Source organism: Chryseobacterium lathyri (genome assembly GCF_019970085.1).
GTDB classification, from domain to species: Bacteria; Bacteroidota; Bacteroidia; order Flavobacteriales; family Weeksellaceae; genus Chryseobacterium; species Chryseobacterium lathyri.
Genome location: NZ_JAHXYG010000007.1, coordinates 50,182 through 68,232, shown reverse-complemented (window position 1 = coordinate 68,232; position 18,051 = coordinate 50,182). Strand labels below are relative to the sequence as shown.

The following is an 18,051-nucleotide window of genomic DNA, read 5'->3' as shown; positions in this document are numbered from 1 at the left end:
ATTAGTTGTTATTAAAGTATAAAGATATTAAAACTTAATTTATAAAAGCAGTAAACATGAAATCGACAACTCTTTTTGTACTTTCAGCCTTCTCGCTGATAACCTCATGCAATGAAAGGCATGATAAAAGAAACAATGAAAATAATGACCGTAATAACGATAACGGTTGGGTAGACAAAGTGATCGACAAAGACAGTGGTCCGGTTAAAGAAAAAGTATTTAACGGAGATTTTGATGAAATAGAAGTTTCCCAGGCTATTGGTGCTGAGATAATCAAATCCGAAACTGAAAAGGTTGTTATTTCTGCACCTGAAAATATCCTCAATGAAATTCTTGTGGAAAACAGTGGCGGAAAGCTTCATATCCATTATAAGCGTGGTATCAGGGTTATGAACAGCCATAATGTGAAGGCTAAGATTTATACCAAAGATTTTTCTAAGCTCGTTGCTAATTCTGCTGCAAGTGTTACCATAAAAGATAAATTCACACAGGAAAAAATGAATGTTGAAATCTCCAGCGCATCAAGCGTTTCCGGCGATCTGGAAGCTAATGATTTTGATCTTTCGGCAGACAGCAGCAGCAGTTTCAGCGGTAAAGTTTGGGCGGTGGACCTTGATGTTGATGCCTCATCAGCAGCAAGCATTAATATTTCAGGAAAAACTAAAAATGCAGAGATTACTTCTTCATCAGCCAGCAGTATTTCAGCAAAAGAAGTTATTGCCGATCATGTAAAAGCTGAGGCGTCCAGCGGCGCAAGCATTCAGATCAGTGCTGTTTCTTCGCTGAATGCAGAAGCTTCTTCCGGCGGGAGCATAGATGTTTCTAAAAAAGGTGAACTGAAAAGCATAACCAAGCAGGAAAGCAGTGGCGGAAGCGTCAGTATTCAATAAATTAATTAGGAGGTTCCTCGTCATTTTCTTCACCTACTGACGAGGAACCTTCCCAATTCTTATTATCAAAATTAAGGTTATCATAAGCCAGTAATTCCTCCTCACGCTGGAGGATTTCTTTTGTGGTGAACAATAAAATCTCGTCATCCTCCTTTGCTTTGGCCAGCCTTCTGATAGAAGCTTTGTCTATGGCCATAAACCTTTGTCCGAGTCGTCTTGCCGCATATTTTCTCATCCCGGTTTCATGAAGGACATCTACAGCCATATCTACTGCGGTTCCCAATGTTTCCCGGTAAATGTTTTCAATACCGTTGTTAAGGTAATTATAAGCATCGATTCTGTTTTTAGCCCTTACAAAAATCCGCACTTTAGGATAATGTTCTCGCACCAGTTCCGCTATGAACTTATTGTCATCAGGATCATCAAGACAGAGAACAAGAATTTCTGCATCTTCAATTCCTGCAGCCCTTAAAATGGGAATTCTTGTGGCATCACCGTAATAAACCTTAAAACCATAGCTTCTCAGCAGTTTTACACGGTCAGAATCTCTGTCCAGAACTGTTGCCGATATTTTATTGGCTTTTAAAAGACGCCCTACAGTACTTCCAAAATGCCCGAAACCTACAATAATGATCTTCTTTTGGCTTACATTATTGTCCAGGATATTAAAATCATTCTCTTCATCAGGGATTTCTTTAATAAATTTAGGAGTAATGAGCCGGTCGTTAATGATCAGGAGAATAGGAGTGATGCACATTGTGATTGCAGTAACGGCCATCATTTGTGCATTGAGTTCAGGACTTAAAAGATAAAGATCTGAAGCATAATTGATCAGGACAAAAGCAAATTCTCCCACCTGCGAAAGAGCAAACGCATAAAATAAACTCTGTGATGTATCAATCTTAAAAAACTTGCCAATAGCATACAGAACTACAAATTTTACAGTCAATACTGCAAAAACAGTAGAGAAGATAAAGATGGGATCCTGCTGAATGATGTTAAAATTAATTGTAGAGCCTACGCTCACAAAGAATACAGCTAAAAGCAGCCCTTTAAAAGGATTGATCTGCGCTTCAAGCTCATGGCGGAATTCACTGTTGGCAAGCATTACACCGGCTAAGAAAGCACCCAGTGCAGGAGACAGACCAATGGCAGCCATAAGTTCCGAAACTCCAATCACTAAGAATAAAGAGGAGGCGGTGAGGAGTTCCGTCATTCCCGACTTTGAAACATATCTTAAGAAAGGAACAAATACATATCTTCCCAGAAGGATCAGAATAGCAACCCCTAAAATCACAGTTCCGGCCTGCATCCATTCCGGAAGTTTCTGAATAATAATTTGGATTTCGTTATCGTGATGATTTGCTTTATAATTAGCAATAAGTGGAAGGATAGCCAGGATAGGGATCACCGCAATATCCTGAAACAGCAGGGTAGAGAACGAGGCTTCTCCAGCCATAGTTTTAAAATTGTTTTTTTCCTGAAGGGTTTGTAGCACGATGGCAGTAGAAGAAAGAGCAAAACACATCGCGATAGCAATGGCTTTGTCTATTCTCCATCCGGCACTGATAAAAACCAGAAAAAGCAGTGAAATAGAAAGAAGCATCTGTGTAAGCCCGAGGCCCATAATTTTCTTCCGCATTTCCCAGAATTTCCGGGGTTCCAGTTCCAGCCCTACCAAAAAAAGGAGCATGATCACTCCAAACTCACTGGCATGCATGATGTCGTTAACATCTTTCCCGGTAAGCCTTAGAACATATGGGCCGATGATGATACCTCCTAATATATATCCGATAACTGAACTCAATCCAAATTTTCTCGCCAGCGGAACCATAATAATGGCTACACCTAAGAAAAGTAATGTATTCATTGCTAAGCTGGACTCCATATGCTATTGGTTGAGTAGTTCTGTAAATTCTTTTTTATGTAGAATAATCTCTTTTTTGCTCAGTTTATTGGCTTCATAAACGATTTTGATATGTTTTATATTCGCTTTGAAAACCTTTAAAGATACGATCAGCCCGCTGATCAGTTCTTCCACCGTATACTGATACGTTCCGTTTTTACTGAATGATCTTTCCTTTCCACCGGTCGTTATCAGAATATAAATTTCTTTTCCTTCCAGTGGATTGGTTTCACCTTCTCTGAGCCAGTCCCTGTCGAACACTTCATCGATCCATAATCTTAATAAAGGGGGGATTCCGAACCAGATAAGCGGAAACTGAAAAATAAAACGGTCATAGCTTCTTAATCTTTTCCTCTCCCTGAATGCGGCAATGTGAAAATCCGGATATTCTTCGTAAAGATCTCTAAGGGTAAAGTGCTGGTGGCGGACATAGAAATTGATAAGCTCCACATTTGAATTGGAGTGCTCTAAATAGGGATGTGCAAAAACTACCAGCGTCTTTTTCATAAACCTGTTTTCAGTAAATATAATGAAAAAAAATTGGATAAAAGACGGATTTTATATGGTTTTGTTAATTTTTTACTATGGAAAATTGAATTTAATGTTAAAATAAAACAAAGAAATGACAGGATTTTAGTGTTTTAAATAAAAAATCGGGCACTGGGCCCGATTATATTGAATTTTTGTTATCTTTTAAATTACCATCCGCCTGAAGCGCCACCGCCGCCGAAGCTTCCTCCGCCACCAAAACCGCCGAATCCACCACCGCCTCCGGAACTTCCACCTCCAAAACCGCCTCCACCGAAGCTGCCAGGGAATGGAAAGAATCCACCGGGGTAATTTCTGCGTCCTCTTCTGGTAATGATCACATCGTCGTCATCATTATTACCGCCGCCACGTCCTCCGCCTCTGCCTCCAAAGATAAAGGCCAGAATGATAAAGATGACAAATGCGATAATAAGGATCTTAAAAGCACTTCCATTACCTGAAGGTGCTGAGGTTTCCATAGGTTTGAATTTTCCCTGAACAGCCTCCATGATCGCTGAGGTGCCACGGTTGATGCCGTCATACCATTGCCCCTGTCTGAAATTGGGAGTGACAATATAATCAAGGATCTGTCCTGCAACAGAAGCGGTAAGGTACTGTTCTACAGCTCTTCCCTGTTGGATAGACATGGTTCTGTCTTCTGTAGCGATCAGGAAAACAACGCCGTTATCCACTCCTTTTTTTCCGATTCCCCACTTTTCTCCGAACATGGTTGCCAGAAAGTTCACATCTTCTCCTTTGGTAGAAGGGATAATAACCACTTCGATTTCCGTGGAAGTAGAATCTGCAAATTTAATCAGCTTATTGTTCAGTTCGTCTTTTTGCTGCTGTGTGAGCAGGCCTGCCTCGTCAAACACAGGATATAGAACCGCCGGTTTGGGCGGGATTGTATACTGTGCCGATACAAAAGTGTAAAAGCAGAAGAGTATAAATGAAAATACCAGTTTAAGAGAACGTAATTTCATTAGACAGCTGATTGGGGTTTTCTCCTTCTACAGGAAAATGTTTTTTTAATTCAAGACCGGTTTCCAGAATGCCGCTTTTTAAAGCTTTATAATAATTTCCTTTGGTAAATTCAGCAGTGATATAGTCGTGCAGGTGATCCCAGTACGATTGGTGTACCTTGTCATGGATTCCAATGTCGCCAATAATGGTCAGATATTTCTGTTCAAAATTGACATGAAAAAGCACAGCGTTTCTGTCGGCAGTTTTATTCATACACAGTTCTTTGAAAACCTCAAATGCAGTCTGTGCATTCTCCGTTTCCGTGTTCGAGTCAATATGTACTCTGATCTCGCCTGTAGAATGTTTTTCTGCCGACTGTATAGCTTCCACAAGGGAAGTGATCTGCTGATTTGTCAAAAAACGGCTCATTATTTAAATACTTCTGGTGCTTTTTCTGCACCGGCTTCAGCCTTGAAGAAAGGTTTTTCTTTAAAGTTTGTAAAATTCGCCAGAATATTATTCGGGAATGTTTTGATTGTTGTGTTGTAATCTTTGGCCGCATCATTATAATAAACCGTTTCGGTTCTGATGCTGTTTTCTATCGCCGTAAATTCTCTCTGAAAATTAATATACTGCTGGTCCGCTTTTAAATTCGGATAAGATTCCACTACAGCCATTAACCTGCTTAGTGCTCCGGATAATTCTCCCTGTGCTGCCTGGAATTTAGCCATATCAGCTTCTGTCATATTCGTAGGATCGATGTTGATAGAAGTTGCTTTGGAACGCGCCTCAACGACTTTAGTTAATGTTTCCTGTTCAAATTTTGAATACGATTTAACGGTTCTTTCCAGATTCGGAATAAGATTGGCTCTTTTCTGATATACAGTTTCTATATTAGACCATTTGGAGTTTACGTTCTGTTCTTTCGAAACAAAATTATTATACCCGTTTTTCCCCCAGAAGAATAGTACACCTACAATAATAAGCAGTGCAATACCGATAGTTCCTGCACTAAGGCAGCCTTTATTTTTCATAGTTTATTTTTTTTTAATTTTTTGTGCTAATCAAATATACAAATTATGTGCTAATTTTGTAAAAAATTATTAGAATGACAACAATAGTGGTGGCCATGGGAGAGAAGAACGAGATCGGTTTTGAAAATAAACTGCTGTGGCATCTTCCTAAAGACCTGAAACACTTTAAAGATATTACTTCCGGACATCCTGTTATTATGGGAAGAAAAACCTATGAAAGTATAGGGAAACCGCTGCCTAACCGTACCAATATTGTAATTTCCAGAAAGAAAAACTGGTTTGAAGAAGGAATCCTGATCGTTGGAAGCATTAAAGAAGCAGTAAAATTCGCCAAAAAGATCGATGAGGAAGTATTCATTATCGGTGGCGGAAATATCTATGAACAGACTATAGAAATTGTTGATAAACTGGAAGTTACTTTAGTTAAGGCTGATCTTGATGCCGATACATTTTTTCCAAAGATAAATCCGAAAGTCTGGAAAAAAACTGAAGAGACCTGTCATGAAAAGGATGAAAAGAATGAATACGATTTTTGCTTTCAGACATTTGAACGAATCAAGAGCGAATAGTTGTGAAAATTCTAACTTTTTACCTCTAGCTTCTAACCTGTAAATTTTCTATCTTTGCACTTCTAAAATTGAACAATGAATAAGTACATAAAAATTGTAATTGCAGCAGTTCTTATCCTTTTAGGACTTTATATGATGATTTTCACAAGAAGTCTGGGCTGGGGAATCGTAGTTTTCCTTCTTGCAGCACTGCCTATTATACTTTTCATCAAGAATGAATACATTCTCCTTGCCTTCTGGCAGCTGAGAAAGCAGAATATGGAAAAAGCCGCAGAATGGTTAAACGGAATCACCAATTACCAGGCGCAGCTTCATAAATCCCAATATGGATATTTCCACTATTTACAGGGACTGACCCAGGCTCAGGAGCATCCTGCAAAAGTGGAACCGCTGATGAAAAAAGCTTTGGAATATGGCCTGAATATGAAGCACGACAGAGCGATGGCAACATTGAATCTTGCAGCAGCAGCCATTTCTAAAGGAAGAAAACAGGAAGGGCAGAGGCTTCTGGACGAGGCTAAAAGATTGGACTCGGCAGGAATGATGACGGATCAGATCAAAATGATGAAAGATCAGCTGAAAATGCCTTCTATGCAGAAACATATGCACAATCCGAATATGAGACAGAGAGGGAAATTCTTCTAAGACAATATACGAAACTGAAAAAGCACCTGGATCAGGTGCTTTTTTTGTTATATGAATGCATGACCGCTACATCTCAGAATTCTGATCATAGCCATAGAACTTAGGCATTTGCCAGTGATATTTTACAGCAAGAGTTCGGATAGAAACAATTAATATAATAGTGAATATCTGTATAAACGTATAGGAAAGCGGGATAAACTTTGTCATCAGCAGAAATGCAGATCCGCCAACAATACATGCTGTAGCGTAGATCTCTTTTCTAAAGATCAGTGGAATCCTGTTCAGGAGGATATCCCGTATGATTCCTCCGAAACACCCGGTTATAGTTCCCAGTGCGATACATATAAGCGGATGAATATCAGCATTGAGCCCTTTCTGAACCCCGATAATGGTAAATAACCCCAGTCCGAAGCTGTCAAAAATAAATAAGGTTACCTTGAAGTTCTTTTCAATAGACTTGAAGACCATGGCAAAAATGCTGGTACCCAAAATCAGGGCGCACGTTAAAAGATCATGCATCCAGAAAACCGGAATATCCAGCAGGAGATCTCTTACAGTTCCTCCTCCCACAGAAGTGACGAATGCAATAATCAGTACCCCGAACGGATCAAGGCGTTTCTGCATCGCTGCAAAACTCCCCGACATTGCAAAGGAAATGGTTCCGAGCACCTCTATGGCAAAATTGAACTGTTCGTGCATAATTTATGAGTAATAGGTAATGGGCAATGAGTAATAAAAATTATGCCATTTAAAGCTGGAATAATCTAAATTTATACTTAGTCATAACCTTTACAAGTTCTTCACATTCTGATTTTAAATGAATCATTTTTTCAGAACTTAGGTATTCCAATTCTTCAATGATCTCAAGTCAAAGTTGAGTCTCATCAATTTCTTCTATAACAATGCAGGGCTTAGCAAATTTTTTCTTTTCAGATCTTGCTCTTGAAGCAGCTCTTTAATTTGCGGCTACTGAAGTAGAAGATCTTATAATTTGCTTTCTTATGACCGACACATCATCTGAATAAGGTAATGATGAAAGAGATTTAATCACAAGAGTAGAAAAATTTGATTGTAATCCATATTTCCCAAATTCTCATTACCTATTACTCATTACTTATCGTTGTACCCTGACGGCTTCCGGGACCAGCAATTCATATTCTCCGTTGTGGTTGATGATTTCCCTTACGATGCTGCTGCTGATGAAAGATTTTCCGGATGAGGTTAATAAGAATACGGTTTCCAGCTTTTTATGGGCCAAAGTTCTGTTAGTGTGGGCTATTGCTTTTTCAAATTCAAAATCAGCGGGATTTCTTAAGCCTCTCAGGATGTATTGCGCGTCCTTTTCAAAACAGTAGTCCACCGTTAATCCTTCAAAAAAGTCTACTTCTACATTGGGGAATTCAGCGACGGAATTTTGAATAAATTCCATTCTTTTTTCCAGAGGAAACATATATTTTTTTTGGGAATTCTGCCCGATCGCAATAATCAGTTTGTCAAAAAGCGGAGCCGCTCTTTCAATAATATCATAATGTCCCAGAGTAATAGGATCAAAGGATCCGGGGAAAACAGCAATTTTCATGTTTTACGTGTTATGATGAGTTATGGGTTATGAGGTCTGTGTTTTGGGTTTCGGTTGCGAGATTTAGGTTGCCGGGGTGAACTATTCACCGGGTTTTCTTCCATCTTCAAACTTCCATTCATTAACAACTAACTTCTAACCTCTAGATTCTAACTTCTATTATTATTTATTCAATGCTTTTTCTACTTCGTTTCCGCAAAGATCTGTGATGGATATTCCATAAATTTTTGCCTGTTGCGGAAGAATACTGGCCGGTGAGAATCCCGGATTGGTATTCATTTCAAGCATATAAGGAATACCATCCATAAGGATGAATTCACTTCTTGAAAAACCGCTCATGCCAAGGGAATTGTAAGCTCTTTTTGAAATTTCTTCCACTCTGATTCTTGTTGCATCGTCAATTCTTGCCGGGGTAATTTCTTCTGAAGCTCCTTCGTATTTAGCTTCATAATCAAAGAATTCATTGGTCGGTACGATTTCAGTGATTCCTAAAACGATGGTTTCGCCTTTAAAATCTATGACCCCTACAGAAACTTCCATTCCGTCCAGGAAGCTTTCGATAAGAATTTCATCATCCTCTTTGAACGCAATTTCCGTTGCAGCAATTAATTCTGACTTTTCCTTTACTTTTGAAATTCCCAAAGATGAACCGGACTGGTTGGGCTTAACGAAAACCGGAAGGCCAAGACTTTCAATAATTTCGTCTGTATTGATGTCTTCTCCTTTTCTTAAATAAATGCTTTTGGCAGAAGGAATTCCATACTTTGATAAGACAGCCAATGTGTCTTTTTTATTGAAGGTTAAAGCGCTTTGGTAGAAACCACAACCGGTATATTTCTGCCCGATAGCGTCCCAATAGGCCTGCAGGATTCCGTTTTCACCCGGAGTTCCGTGGATAATGTTGAAACAGGCATCGAATTTCAGTTTTTCATGATTATCTAAAGTCACTGAAAAATCTCCGCGGTTGATTTCATATTTTTGATCGTTTTCTCCTAAAAAATACCACTCATCTTTAAGAATGACTACTTTATATACATCATATAGATTTCTGTCCAGAGAATCGTAGATCAACTGACCGCTTTTTAAGGAAACCACATATTCATCCGAATAGCCTCCCATGACAACGGCAACACTTTTTTTGCTCATAACCATTATAGTATCAATTAAGGCAAATTTAATCATTTTATGTAATGCAATAAGGGAAATTCAGAAATTTTAAAATTGAAATGAATTGTGTTAAATAAAAGCACATTTAAAATTATTAGCTATATTTGCCGTTATAATTAAAGTATTTTTAAGTATGCTTAAATCACTTTTCAATTGGAAAGTTTTACTGAATTTAGCAGTAGCCATCGGTATTTTTGTGGGGTTAGTGTGGCTTACTTTCCGCTGGCTGGAATACCATACCAATCACGGTCAGGAAATTCCTGTGCCCAATGTTATTAATAAATCGGTTTATGATGCCGTAAAAATATTAGAGGATACCGGACTGGAATATGAAGTAGACAGTGCTGAATATAACCCTAAATATAAGCCTTTTCAGGTTTTGAAGATGCACCCTTTATCCAGTTCACGTGTAAAACCGGGATCGCTGGTAAGAATTGTAGTTAATCCCAGAACATGGGCTCCTATTACGGTTCCGGATGTGATCAATAAATATTCAGGGCTGGCTTTTCAGAGACTGGATCAGGTTGGTCTTAAGATCGGCGATACCATCTATGAACCGAGTATTCAGAAAGATGCTCTTTTAAGAGTGTTATATAAAGGTAATGCAGTTAATCCCGGATCGCGTCTTCCGAGATTCTCCGTGATTGATGTTGTAGTGGGTTCAGGACCTATGAGAAATATTTCTATTCCTAACGTGGTAGGGCTTTCGGTAAAAGAAGCAAGAGCTGTAATCGCCAGAAGCTTATTTGAGGTAGGTTTGGTAGAACATGAAGACGGAAGTAAAGATGAATCTGATATTATCTATTATCAGGATCCGGCCTCCGGAGATGTACGAGATCAGGGAATGCAGATTGATCTTTGGGCAAGTAAGAGAACACCTGCCGAGCTTAGGGCCAAAGTAGAACAGCTGAATTCTATCTACCGAATGAAAGTAGATACATCACTGCCTCCAGTACATTATGATGAAGTTCCCAACTATCCGGAACCAAGTTATAATCCACCTGCAGCAGTACCTGTACCCAAAAAAGAAGTTCCTAAATCTGAACCTGCTAAAACAGAGCCGGCAAAGACGAGCAGTGCAGCAACTGGAGCCAAACCTGCCGGAACCGGAACAGAAAAACCTAAATCCGCTGTAACAAACAGCCAGAGTTCAGGAAATAAGCCGGCAACAACGACAGGAAATGCAACACAGCAGCCGGTCCAAAAGCCAAAGGCTAAAAAAGTAGTGGTAGAATAATCACAGTTTATTATATAAAATATAGGCTTCAACTGCAAAATGTTGAGGCCTTTTGCGTAAAAAAATAAAATAATGGCAGAAGATAACGAAGACTTTTTAGATGAAGAATTATTAGATTCCGACAGTTTGGAGAACATCGATATTGATGAGGAAAATAAAGGACTGTATGAGCATCTTAATATCAAAGTCGATAAAAACCAGGAGCCGTTAAGAATTGATAAGTTCTTATTAATATACAGACAAAACTCTTCACGGAATAAAATTTCACAGACCTGCAGAGCCGGAAATGTGGTTGTAAACGGTGCTCCGGTAAAACAGAATTACCGTGTAAAACCCGGTGACCAGATCTCGGTGCTTCTTGCCCATCCGCCGAGGGAAAATGTGATTATTCCTCAGGATATCCCTGTGAATATCATTTATGAAGATGATGATCTGGTAGTGGTAGACAAAGAACCGGGGATGGTTGTGCATCCAGGCCATGGAAACTGGGACAAAACATTGGTGAATGCATTGGCCTTCCATTTTGAAAAGAGCGGTGAGAAATCTGACCTGGACAGGGTAGGACTTGTTCATAGGATTGATAAAGATACCTCAGGCCTTTTGGTGATTGCAAAAAACGAATATGCATTGAGCTTTTTAGCCAAACAGTTTTTTAACAGAACTACAAAAAGATTATACTGGGCTTTCGTATGGGGGAATCCTCAGGAAGATGAAGGGACCATAAGAGGGCATATCGGGAGGCATCCCAAGAACCGGATGCAGATGTCCGTTTACGAGGACGGAAGCCACGGAAAGCACGCGGTGACGCATTATAAGGTTCTAGAACGTTTTAAATATATGACCTGGGTAGAATGTAAACTTGAAACAGGAAGAACACACCAAATCCGTGCTCATTTCAAACATATCGGCCATACTTTGTTTAATGACGAAAGATATGAAGGCCATACACCTTTAAGAGGAGTGAATCTACCTAAGTATAAGCAGTTTATAAAAAATGTTTTTGAAATTCTGCCAAGACATGCACTCCATGCCCATACTTTAGGGTTTATACATCCAACTACTAAAAAGGAATTATATTTTGAGAGCCCAATGCCCAAAGATATGGCGGATGCTGTAAAAAAATGGAGAAATTATTTAGAAAACTAAAAATATATTGAGAATTTTTTTATATTTGTTGAATTGAAATCAAGATTTGTTATGAGAAAACTATATGCTATCGTATGTTTAGCTCTTTTGTCAAATGCATACAAAGCACAAGAATCACTACCATACTATCAGCAATATCTTTTGGATGGTGAATTCCTGTTCAACCCAGCTCAGTACGGAAAGACCGATTACGTACAGCTTAATGCTAATTACCACAAACAATTTGACAAGTTCAGCGATTCTCCAAATACGCAGTCTATAGGAATCAACGGGAACATTTTCGACAGAGTGGGAGCAGGGCTCTCTATTTTCAGAGACAGCAATGGCCCTATTTCTGCAGGCGGTATTACAGCGGGAGCTTCATACTTTATTCCACTAAGTAGTGAGGGAGACAGAAAAGACCAGTTCTCTTTCGGTACCAGTGTTTCATTTTATAATATGAACTTCGACTATACTTCAGTGAACGTTGAAGATGGTTACGATCCATTGTTGATTGGAAAAGAAGGGAATATTTTTATGGCTTACGCCAACTTTGGTGCAGCTGCTACCTATAGAAATATCTTTGCAGGAGTATCTGTAAACGATATTGCACTAAGCAATGACAAGGCTATAGTAAACGGAATTGAGCCTTCACCAATTAAATTTTTCTTAAACTTAGGATATGACTGGCATTTTGCTGACAATATCTTCGTAACGCCATCAGCGTTGATTAACTTGAATACCAATTCAACAAGAATGATCGACTACAACTTAATGGCAACTTTCTTCAATGATATCAACTCATTCTCTGCCGGTGTAAGTTACAGAACGGTACAGAACCGATTTGACAGCCAACAGTTACAGGTTGCACCAGTTGTTAAAGTGAGAATTAATAAATTAATGATCGGAGCAACTTATAACATCGGAATGTCTGATATCCAGACGTATGGTGGAAACAGCTTTATGCTGAGCTTAGGTTATAACTTTGATAACTTTATTAATCATAGAGGATATAGATATTAATTTGATTTAATTTAAATAAATTTGAGCTCTGAAATTTTCAGGGCTTTTTTATGATATATATTCACATTCCATTCTGCAAGCAGAAATGCAGCTACTGCAACTTTCACTTTTCTACCTCTTTGAATTTTAAAGATGAGATGATCCGTGCTATGAAGACCGAAATCCGGCTTAGAAAAGATGAACTGCAGAATAAAAATCTGAAATCCCTGTATTTTGGAGGTGGAACACCATCCATTCTTTCAGCGGATGAAATCAATTCTTTAATCGATGAAGTCCTGAAATACTTCAGTTTTGATACTGATATTGAAGTTACCCTGGAAGCCAACCCCGACGATCTGGATAAAAACTTCTTAAAACAACTGGCTCAATCTCCGGTCAACAGGCTTTCCATCGGTACCCAAAGTTTTTTTGAGGAAGATCTTAAACTCATGAACCGTGCCCATAATGCTTCTGAAGCAGAGAGTTCAATCAAAAGAGCACAGGATTTTGGGTTCGAAAACTTAAGTATAGACCTTATTTATGGCTCTCCAACCTCGAATCTGGAGATCTGGAAGGAGAATTTAAACAAAACCATAGCCCTTGAAGTTCCGCATATTTCATCTTATGCATTGACAGTTGAGCCCAAAACAGCTTTAGAAAACTGGATTTCAAAAGGAAAAGTTGCCAGTCCTAGAGAAGAAGAACAGAATAAGGAGTTCTATTATATGTCAGATTTCTTAAAAGGCAACGGATTTGAGCATTATGAAGTCTCCAATTTTGCAAAACCTGGCTTTTATTCAAGGCATAATTCTGCATATTGGAAGTACAAAGAGTATCTTGGAATCGGTCCTTCCGCACATTCGTACAACGGATTTGATGTCAGAAGCTGGAACGTGGCCAACAATCAGCAGTATATTAAAAAGCTTCATGCCGGAATTCTGGCCAAAGAAGAAGAGATTCTCTCACAATATGATCAATTCAATGAAATGATTATGATTGGCTTGAGGACAATCTGGGGAGTAGATCTTGAAAGCCTGAAAAATAAATTCAGTGATCAAATTCTTGAACATTTCCGACACGAGGTAAAACCTAAAATAGAAGAAGGTATTTTAATCCAGGAGAACAATCATCTGAAAATACCGGAAAAGCATTGGTTTATGGCGGATGGAATTGCTTCAGATTTATTTTTGGTGTAACGTTTATTAATGTATATTTGAGATTATACTTTAAATAAAAACCATGAACTATGAGAAAAAACTTACTCCTATTTTTTCTTTTTTTAAGCGCTTTACATTTCTCTCAAAAACCAATCTTTACAAAAGCAAAAGTTAATGCTGTAAATGTTTACAGAACTTCTGCTGAACTCCATAATTCTGTGAGTGTTTCACTTCCTGCAGGAACTTCTGAGGTTGTTGTGACCAATATTTCGGACGAAATTGTGGAGAAATCTATACAGATTAATACCAACAATAAAGATGTCTCAATTCTTTCTGCGCAATACAGAGACAGCTACAACTCGAATTATTTTGAAAATAATAATCCTAACGGAAAAAGAATTAAGGACAGCATCGCTATTTTAGAAAATCTCAGTACAAAAATCAATATCGAGCGTCAGACGAATGAAAAAACATTGGAACTTTTAGACAAGAATCAAGGACTTTTAATTGGCAGTAATACTTCCAGTGTGGCCCAGCTGATGCAGCTGACAGAATATTATAAGACGAAAAGAAATGAAATAAGCATAGCACAGCTTGATATTAATAAAAAATATACACAAACTGTGCAGAAACTTGAAGCTTTAAAAAATCGTTTGAAAGCTAATACAGAAGCTGAGGAAACTTTTTCTGATGGCGTTCTTGTTCTGAGAATTGCAAGCAATGGGGGAGGAAATGCAAAAATGGATCTGGGATATCTGGCAGAAAACGTTTCCTGGGAACCATTTTATGAAGTGAAGGGCAATAAGCTTACTGAACCTTTGGATGTCACTTTTAAAGCAAAAGTAAGACAGGATACAGGACTTGACTGGAAAGGAGTGAAGCTTTCGCTGATCAATTCAAGATCTTCAAGAAATAACGAAGCTCCAGTTATGAATCCTTGGTTTTTGAATTCTTATAAGAATGAAGAAAGGACAAACATTGGCTATTCTGGTAAAAGAGATACTATGCGCACGATGGAGATTGAAGAAGTTGTAATGACAGGTTATGGAATTAAAATTAATGAAAATCAATTGAATGTAAGTTTTGATACAGATATTCCTTATGATATTCTGTCAAATGATGAAGATCATTTTATTAATCTGAAACAGATAAAGCTTCCGGCTGAATACAAATATTACACTGTTCCAAAATACAATACCACTGCCTATTTGGTTGCAGATATTAAAGATTTTAATAAATATAATCTGATTTCAGGGGCTGCCAGCGTGATCTTTGAAAATATGTATGTAGGAGAAACAAGGATCAATCCCAACCAGACGAATGATAAAATGAGCATTACTCTTGGTGATGACAAAAAGATTAGCATCCGCAAAGAAGTGGTAAATGATAAGGCAAGTGAAAAATTATTTTCTTCCTATCAGGAAAAAACCATTACTTACGATCTTGTTGTCCGGAATAACAAAAAAGAAGCAATTAATATCGAGATACGGGATCAGATTCCTTTGAGTAAGGATGAAGCTGTAAAAATTGAGCTTCTTCAAAGTGATAATGCTGAACTCGATAAAGAAAAAGGATTCTTACTGTGGAACGTTAAAATCTCCTCATCAGAAACCAAAAAATTCAGGGTAAGCTATAAAGTAAGATATCCAAAAGATTTTTCAATAAGTAATCTTAATTAAATATCCGATTATTCACTATTTTTGTATAAAATTTCAGTTCACTTGAAAACTAAAAAGCAAGATTATTCACATCTTTCACCAAGCCAGCCTATCGGTATTTTCGATAGTGGGGTGGGAGGGCTTACCGTAGCTAAAGAGATCAAAAGACTTCTTCCCCACGAAGATCTGATCTATTTTGGAGATACCAAACACCTTCCGTACGGTGAAAAGTCGAAGGATGCGATTATAGAATATTCTACCAAGATCACCAATTTTCTGCTTCAGCAGAACTGTAAAGCCATTGTCATTGCCTGTAATACGGCTACAGCCAATGCTTTAAACGAAGTGATGCAATCTGTGAATGGAAAAGTTCCCGTCATAGACGTTATTAATCCTGTTGCTGAAAAAGTAGCGTATGAGATCCACAATAATGTTGGAGTCATTGCTACAAAAGCAACCGTTAATTCCGGATTGTATAAGAAAAGCATCAGGAAACAGAATAAATGGATCAAAGTTGATGAGCTGGCGACTCCGTTATTGGTTCCTGCTATTGAAGAAGGATTCAAAAACCATCCGATTACGCATGCCATCATTTATAATTATTTAAGCAATAACAAGCTCAAGAATATTGAAACCCTTATTCTGGGGTGCACTCATTATCCTTTGCTGATCGATGAGATTAAGCAGTATTACGGAAACAGGGTCCGCGTGATCGATTCACCCAATATTGTTGCCAATCACCTTAAGATCATCCTGGATAAATACCATCTTCTGAATGACAATAATCCAAAACCGAATTATCATTTTTATCTTTCGGACCTGACGAAGAACTTTGAAAAAATCTCTAAGAAATTCTTTGGAAAGACGATAGATCTGGAATTGAAAGTACTATAATACAAAAAGCTGTTTCACCCGAAACAGCTTTTATTTTATGAAAACTTTTGAAAAGTTATGGCTCTAAAATAACCATTTCACTCTTCAGCCTTCTTTTAGGAGTCGTTTCAGGATGGTTGCTGTCGTTTTCATCTCTTTTCCCGATGGCTACTGCAAAAAGTGTTTCATAAGAATCATTTTTAAGGATTTCGTCATATTTTTCAGTTTCAATACCTTCCATCGGAGTGGAATCTATTCCCATAGCAGCGCAAGCAGAAAGAAGAACACCCAGTGAAAGATACACCTGATGCCCCATCCATGCCCGGATGGAAGCCTCGCCGTGTGGTTTTACCATAGTTCTGTAGTAATTAACGGAACCTTCAGGAAGATTTTCTTCGATCTGTTTTTCAAAGTCTTCGGGATTCTTTATCACCTGGAATACAATAATATGGCTGCTGTCTAATACTTTTCCCTTATTGAAATATGATGCTTCTGCCAGCTGTTCCCTGAGTTCAGGCTTATTAATGAAAATAAAATTCCATGGCTGGCTGTTGATTGAAGAAGGGCTTAGATTAAGGATCTCTTTCAATTCTGCAATCTGTTCTGCACTGATTTTTTCATGTGGGTTATACTTTTTTACCGTATACCTTTTTTTCATTTGTTCTAAAAAGTTCATAAATTATTGTACTATCATTTTTATAGTTACAAAATTAATGTAAGTTTGCTACCTTTGCAATAACGGTAAAAAAGGATAGTATAAAAATGTACACAATAGATAACAAAGAATACCCGTGCTGCACCAGTGTCACCATGAAGTTTATAGGAGGAAAGTGGAAAGCCGTTATTTTATTCCATCTTACAGACGGCGCCAAAAGGTATAATGAACTTAGGAAATTAATTCCTACCATCACAGAAAGAACATTGAGTCTTCAGCTGAAACAGCTTGAGGAAGATCACATCATCAACAGAAAGGTATACACCGAAAAGCCTCCATTGATGGTAGAATATACGCTGACGGATTTTGGAAAGACTCTCCAACCCGTTATAGAAGCTATTACAAGCTGGGGAAAAGCTGCACCGGATCTTTCCGTAAAAAAAATAATCAGGAATTAAATTTCCTGATTATCTTCTTTATTTGCTTCGAAAAAACTGAAACTTACATTTCCGTATTTCCGGGTATCTATTAAGTTAGGATGTTCCAGTTTCATTCTGCTCTGATGTTCTACGATTAAAACTCCGTTAGGTTTAACAAATTTATTGTTTAAAACCAGAGACAGCAGCTCATAGTATTTCTTCTCTTCCATTTCAAAAGGAGCATCGGAAAATACAATTTCAAAGCTTTTCTTATTTCTGAATTTTTTAAGCCAGTCAAAAACATCACCTCTCTGAACATTGATCTGCAGTGACATATCAAGCTCTGAAGCCGTAGAATTGATAAAACTTGTATGCTTTGGATTCAGCTCAACCGAAGTAACATCCTGGCATCCTCTGGACGCAAATTCGAAAGTGATAGAGCCAATACCTGCGAAAAGATCAAGCACAGAAACCGACTGCATATCATATTTGTTTTCCAGGATACTGAAAAGCGCTTCCTTGGCAAAATCTGTAGTAGGTCTTACATCAAAATTTTTAGGAGCGGCTATTTTTTTGGCTTTCCACTTGCCTGAGATTATTCTGAACATATTTTTTAGGGTTTAGGTGGTAGGAATTAGGGATCA

The 18,051-nt window shown here is 38.1% G+C and carries 20 protein-coding genes; 10 read left to right on the top strand and 10 right to left on the bottom strand.

Going from position 1 to position 18,051, the window contains the following annotated elements:
* Window positions 1–56: 56 nt before the first annotated feature.
* The gene (locus tag LC418_RS20500) at window positions 57–890 is read left to right on the top strand and encodes a head GIN domain-containing protein (RefSeq protein WP_223560471.1); all 834 of its coding nucleotides are present in this window, start codon (window positions 57–59) and stop codon (window positions 888–890) included.
* Between the two features lies 1 nt (window position 891).
* Here LC418_RS20500 and LC418_RS20495 read toward each other — a convergent pair whose 3' ends face one another.
* The 5 genes from LC418_RS20495 to LC418_RS20475 form a co-directional block, all read right to left on the bottom strand.
* Window positions 892–2,778 (bottom strand): monovalent cation:proton antiporter-2 (CPA2) family protein, encoded by a 1,887-nt coding sequence (locus LC418_RS20495; RefSeq protein WP_111959983.1) that lies wholly within the window; start codon window positions 2,776–2,778, stop codon window positions 892–894.
* A gap of 3 nt (window positions 2,779–2,781) precedes the next feature.
* Entirely contained in the window at window positions 2,782–3,303 is a 522-nt protein-coding gene (locus LC418_RS20490; RefSeq protein WP_111959985.1) for an NAD(P)H-dependent oxidoreductase, read from the bottom strand.
* A gap of 191 nt (window positions 3,304–3,494) precedes the next feature.
* Window positions 3,495–4,307, bottom strand: a complete 813-nt coding sequence (locus LC418_RS20485; RefSeq protein WP_111959987.1) for a TPM domain-containing protein — start codon at window positions 4,305–4,307, stop codon at window positions 3,495–3,497.
* The gene (locus LC418_RS20480; protein ID WP_223560470.1) at window positions 4,288–4,716 is read right to left on the bottom strand and encodes a TPM domain-containing protein; all 429 of its coding nucleotides are present in this window, start codon (window positions 4,714–4,716) and stop codon (window positions 4,288–4,290) included. Before LC418_RS20480 ends, LC418_RS20485 begins: the two co-directional genes overlap by 20 nt.
* Window positions 4,716–5,321 (bottom strand): LemA family protein, encoded by a 606-nt coding sequence (locus LC418_RS20475; protein ID WP_111959991.1) that lies wholly within the window; start codon window positions 5,319–5,321, stop codon window positions 4,716–4,718. The genes LC418_RS20480 and LC418_RS20475 overlap by 1 nt, the downstream gene beginning before the upstream one ends.
* Before the next feature lie 74 nt (window positions 5,322–5,395).
* Here LC418_RS20475 and LC418_RS20470 point away from each other — a divergent pair, with 74 nt between their 5' ends.
* Window positions 5,396–5,890, top strand: a complete 495-nt coding sequence (locus tag LC418_RS20470; RefSeq protein ID WP_111959993.1) for a dihydrofolate reductase — start codon at window positions 5,396–5,398, stop codon at window positions 5,888–5,890.
* 75 nt (window positions 5,891–5,965) lie between these two features.
* Window positions 5,966–6,535 (top strand): DUF2892 domain-containing protein, encoded by a 570-nt coding sequence (locus tag LC418_RS20465; RefSeq protein WP_223560469.1) that lies wholly within the window; start codon window positions 5,966–5,968, stop codon window positions 6,533–6,535.
* A 66-nt stretch (window positions 6,536–6,601) separates the two neighbouring features.
* Here LC418_RS20465 and LC418_RS20460 read toward each other — a convergent pair whose 3' ends face one another.
* The 3 genes from LC418_RS20460 to LC418_RS20450 form a co-directional block, all read right to left on the bottom strand.
* Window positions 6,602–7,234 carry a trimeric intracellular cation channel family protein gene (locus tag LC418_RS20460; protein ID WP_223560468.1) on the bottom strand — a complete coding sequence of 211 codons (633 nt, stop codon included), beginning with the start codon at window positions 7,232–7,234 and terminating at the stop codon, window positions 6,602–6,604.
* 415 nt (window positions 7,235–7,649) lie between these two features.
* Window positions 7,650–8,114 (bottom strand): pantetheine-phosphate adenylyltransferase, encoded by a 465-nt coding sequence (gene coaD / locus LC418_RS20455; protein WP_111959999.1) that lies wholly within the window; start codon window positions 8,112–8,114, stop codon window positions 7,650–7,652.
* Window positions 8,115–8,276: 162 nt separating this feature from the next.
* Complete coding sequence (locus LC418_RS20450; RefSeq protein ID WP_111960213.1) at window positions 8,277–9,260, bottom strand: D-alanine--D-alanine ligase; 984 nt, start codon at window positions 9,258–9,260, stop codon at window positions 8,277–8,279.
* Between the two features lie 154 nt (window positions 9,261–9,414).
* On the opposite strand from LC418_RS20450, the gene LC418_RS20445 reads away from it, so the two are divergent.
* The 6 genes from LC418_RS20445 to murI all read left to right on the top strand — a co-directional run bounded on the left by LC418_RS20445 (window position 9,415) and on the right by murI (window position 16,354).
* Window positions 9,415–10,518 carry a PASTA domain-containing protein gene (locus LC418_RS20445; RefSeq protein ID WP_111960001.1) on the top strand — a complete coding sequence of 368 codons (1,104 nt, stop codon included), beginning with the start codon at window positions 9,415–9,417 and terminating at the stop codon, window positions 10,516–10,518.
* A 72-nt stretch (window positions 10,519–10,590) separates the two neighbouring features.
* Complete coding sequence (locus LC418_RS20440) at window positions 10,591–11,664, top strand: RluA family pseudouridine synthase (RefSeq protein WP_223560467.1); 1,074 nt, start codon at window positions 10,591–10,593, stop codon at window positions 11,662–11,664.
* A 51-nt stretch (window positions 11,665–11,715) separates the two neighbouring features.
* Window positions 11,716–12,666 carry a PorP/SprF family type IX secretion system membrane protein gene (locus LC418_RS20435; protein WP_111960004.1) on the top strand — a complete coding sequence of 317 codons (951 nt, stop codon included), beginning with the start codon at window positions 11,716–11,718 and terminating at the stop codon, window positions 12,664–12,666.
* Window positions 12,667–12,716: 50 nt separating this feature from the next.
* Window positions 12,717–13,841 (top strand): radical SAM family heme chaperone HemW, encoded by a 1,125-nt coding sequence (gene hemW / locus LC418_RS20430; protein ID WP_223560466.1) that lies wholly within the window; start codon window positions 12,717–12,719, stop codon window positions 13,839–13,841.
* A gap of 50 nt (window positions 13,842–13,891) precedes the next feature.
* Window positions 13,892–15,481, top strand: coding sequence for a DUF4139 domain-containing protein (locus LC418_RS20425; RefSeq protein WP_223560465.1), 1,590 nt, complete (start codon window positions 13,892–13,894; stop codon window positions 15,479–15,481).
* Window positions 15,482–15,523: 42 nt separating this feature from the next.
* Window positions 15,524–16,354: a glutamate racemase gene (murI, locus tag LC418_RS20420; protein WP_048502928.1), complete on the top strand. Its 831-nt coding sequence runs from the start codon at window positions 15,524–15,526 to the stop codon at window positions 16,352–16,354.
* Window positions 16,355–16,409: 55 nt separating this feature from the next.
* On the opposite strand, the gene LC418_RS20415 is transcribed toward murI, so the two are convergent.
* Window positions 16,410–17,009 carry a nitroreductase family protein gene (locus LC418_RS20415; RefSeq protein ID WP_223560464.1) on the bottom strand — a complete coding sequence of 200 codons (600 nt, stop codon included), beginning with the start codon at window positions 17,007–17,009 and terminating at the stop codon, window positions 16,410–16,412.
* A gap of 86 nt (window positions 17,010–17,095) precedes the next feature.
* Between LC418_RS20415 and LC418_RS20410 the strand changes: the two genes are divergently transcribed.
* The gene (locus LC418_RS20410) at window positions 17,096–17,446 is read left to right on the top strand and encodes a winged helix-turn-helix transcriptional regulator (RefSeq protein ID WP_223560463.1); all 351 of its coding nucleotides are present in this window, start codon (window positions 17,096–17,098) and stop codon (window positions 17,444–17,446) included.
* Here the strand turns inward: LC418_RS20410 and LC418_RS20405 are convergent.
* On the bottom strand, window positions 17,443–18,015 hold the full coding sequence (locus tag LC418_RS20405) for an RsmD family RNA methyltransferase (RefSeq protein WP_111960014.1): 573 nt from the start codon (window positions 18,013–18,015) through the stop codon (window positions 17,443–17,445). The two genes, LC418_RS20410 and LC418_RS20405, sit on opposite strands and share 4 nt — an antisense overlap.
* Window positions 18,016–18,051: the final 36 nt, after the last annotated feature.

Bases quoted from the DNA above. Each gene is read 5' to 3' on its own strand.
- LC418_RS20500 (WP_223560471.1), top strand. From the start codon at position 57: ATGAAATCGACAACTCTTTTTGTACTTTCAGCCTTCTCGCTGATAACC.
- LC418_RS20495 (WP_111959983.1), bottom strand. From the start codon at position 2,778: ATGGAGTCCAGCTTAGCAATGAATACATTACTTTTCTTAGGTGTAGCC.
- LC418_RS20490 (WP_111959985.1), bottom strand. From the start codon at position 3,303: ATGAAAAAGACGCTGGTAGTTTTTGCACATCCCTATTTAGAGCACTCC.
- LC418_RS20485 (WP_111959987.1), bottom strand. From the start codon at position 4,307: ATGAAATTACGTTCTCTTAAACTGGTATTTTCATTTATACTCTTCTGC.
- LC418_RS20480 (WP_223560470.1), bottom strand. From the start codon at position 4,716: ATGAGCCGTTTTTTGACAAATCAGCAGATCACTTCCCTTGTGGAAGCT.
- LC418_RS20475 (WP_111959991.1), bottom strand. From the start codon at position 5,321: ATGAAAAATAAAGGCTGCCTTAGTGCAGGAACTATCGGTATTGCACTG.
- LC418_RS20470 (WP_111959993.1), top strand. From the start codon at position 5,396: ATGACAACAATAGTGGTGGCCATGGGAGAGAAGAACGAGATCGGTTTT.
- LC418_RS20465 (WP_223560469.1), top strand. From the start codon at position 5,966: ATGAATAAGTACATAAAAATTGTAATTGCAGCAGTTCTTATCCTTTTA.
- LC418_RS20460 (WP_223560468.1), bottom strand. From the start codon at position 7,234: ATGCACGAACAGTTCAATTTTGCCATAGAGGTGCTCGGAACCATTTCC.
- coaD (WP_111959999.1), bottom strand. From the start codon at position 8,114: ATGAAAATTGCTGTTTTCCCCGGATCCTTTGATCCTATTACTCTGGGA.
- LC418_RS20450 (WP_111960213.1), bottom strand. From the start codon at position 9,260: ATGAGCAAAAAAAGTGTTGCCGTTGTCATGGGAGGCTATTCGGATGAA.
- LC418_RS20445 (WP_111960001.1), top strand. From the start codon at position 9,415: ATGCTTAAATCACTTTTCAATTGGAAAGTTTTACTGAATTTAGCAGTA.
- LC418_RS20440 (WP_223560467.1), top strand. From the start codon at position 10,591: ATGGCAGAAGATAACGAAGACTTTTTAGATGAAGAATTATTAGATTCC.
- LC418_RS20435 (WP_111960004.1), top strand. From the start codon at position 11,716: ATGAGAAAACTATATGCTATCGTATGTTTAGCTCTTTTGTCAAATGCA.
- hemW (WP_223560466.1), top strand. From the start codon at position 12,717: ATGATATATATTCACATTCCATTCTGCAAGCAGAAATGCAGCTACTGC.
- LC418_RS20425 (WP_223560465.1), top strand. From the start codon at position 13,892: ATGAGAAAAAACTTACTCCTATTTTTTCTTTTTTTAAGCGCTTTACAT.
- LC418_RS20415 (WP_223560464.1), bottom strand. From the start codon at position 17,009: ATGAACTTTTTAGAACAAATGAAAAAAAGGTATACGGTAAAAAAGTAT.
- LC418_RS20410 (WP_223560463.1), top strand. From the start codon at position 17,096: ATGTACACAATAGATAACAAAGAATACCCGTGCTGCACCAGTGTCACC.
- LC418_RS20405 (WP_111960014.1), bottom strand. From the start codon at position 18,015: ATGTTCAGAATAATCTCAGGCAAGTGGAAAGCCAAAAAAATAGCCGCT.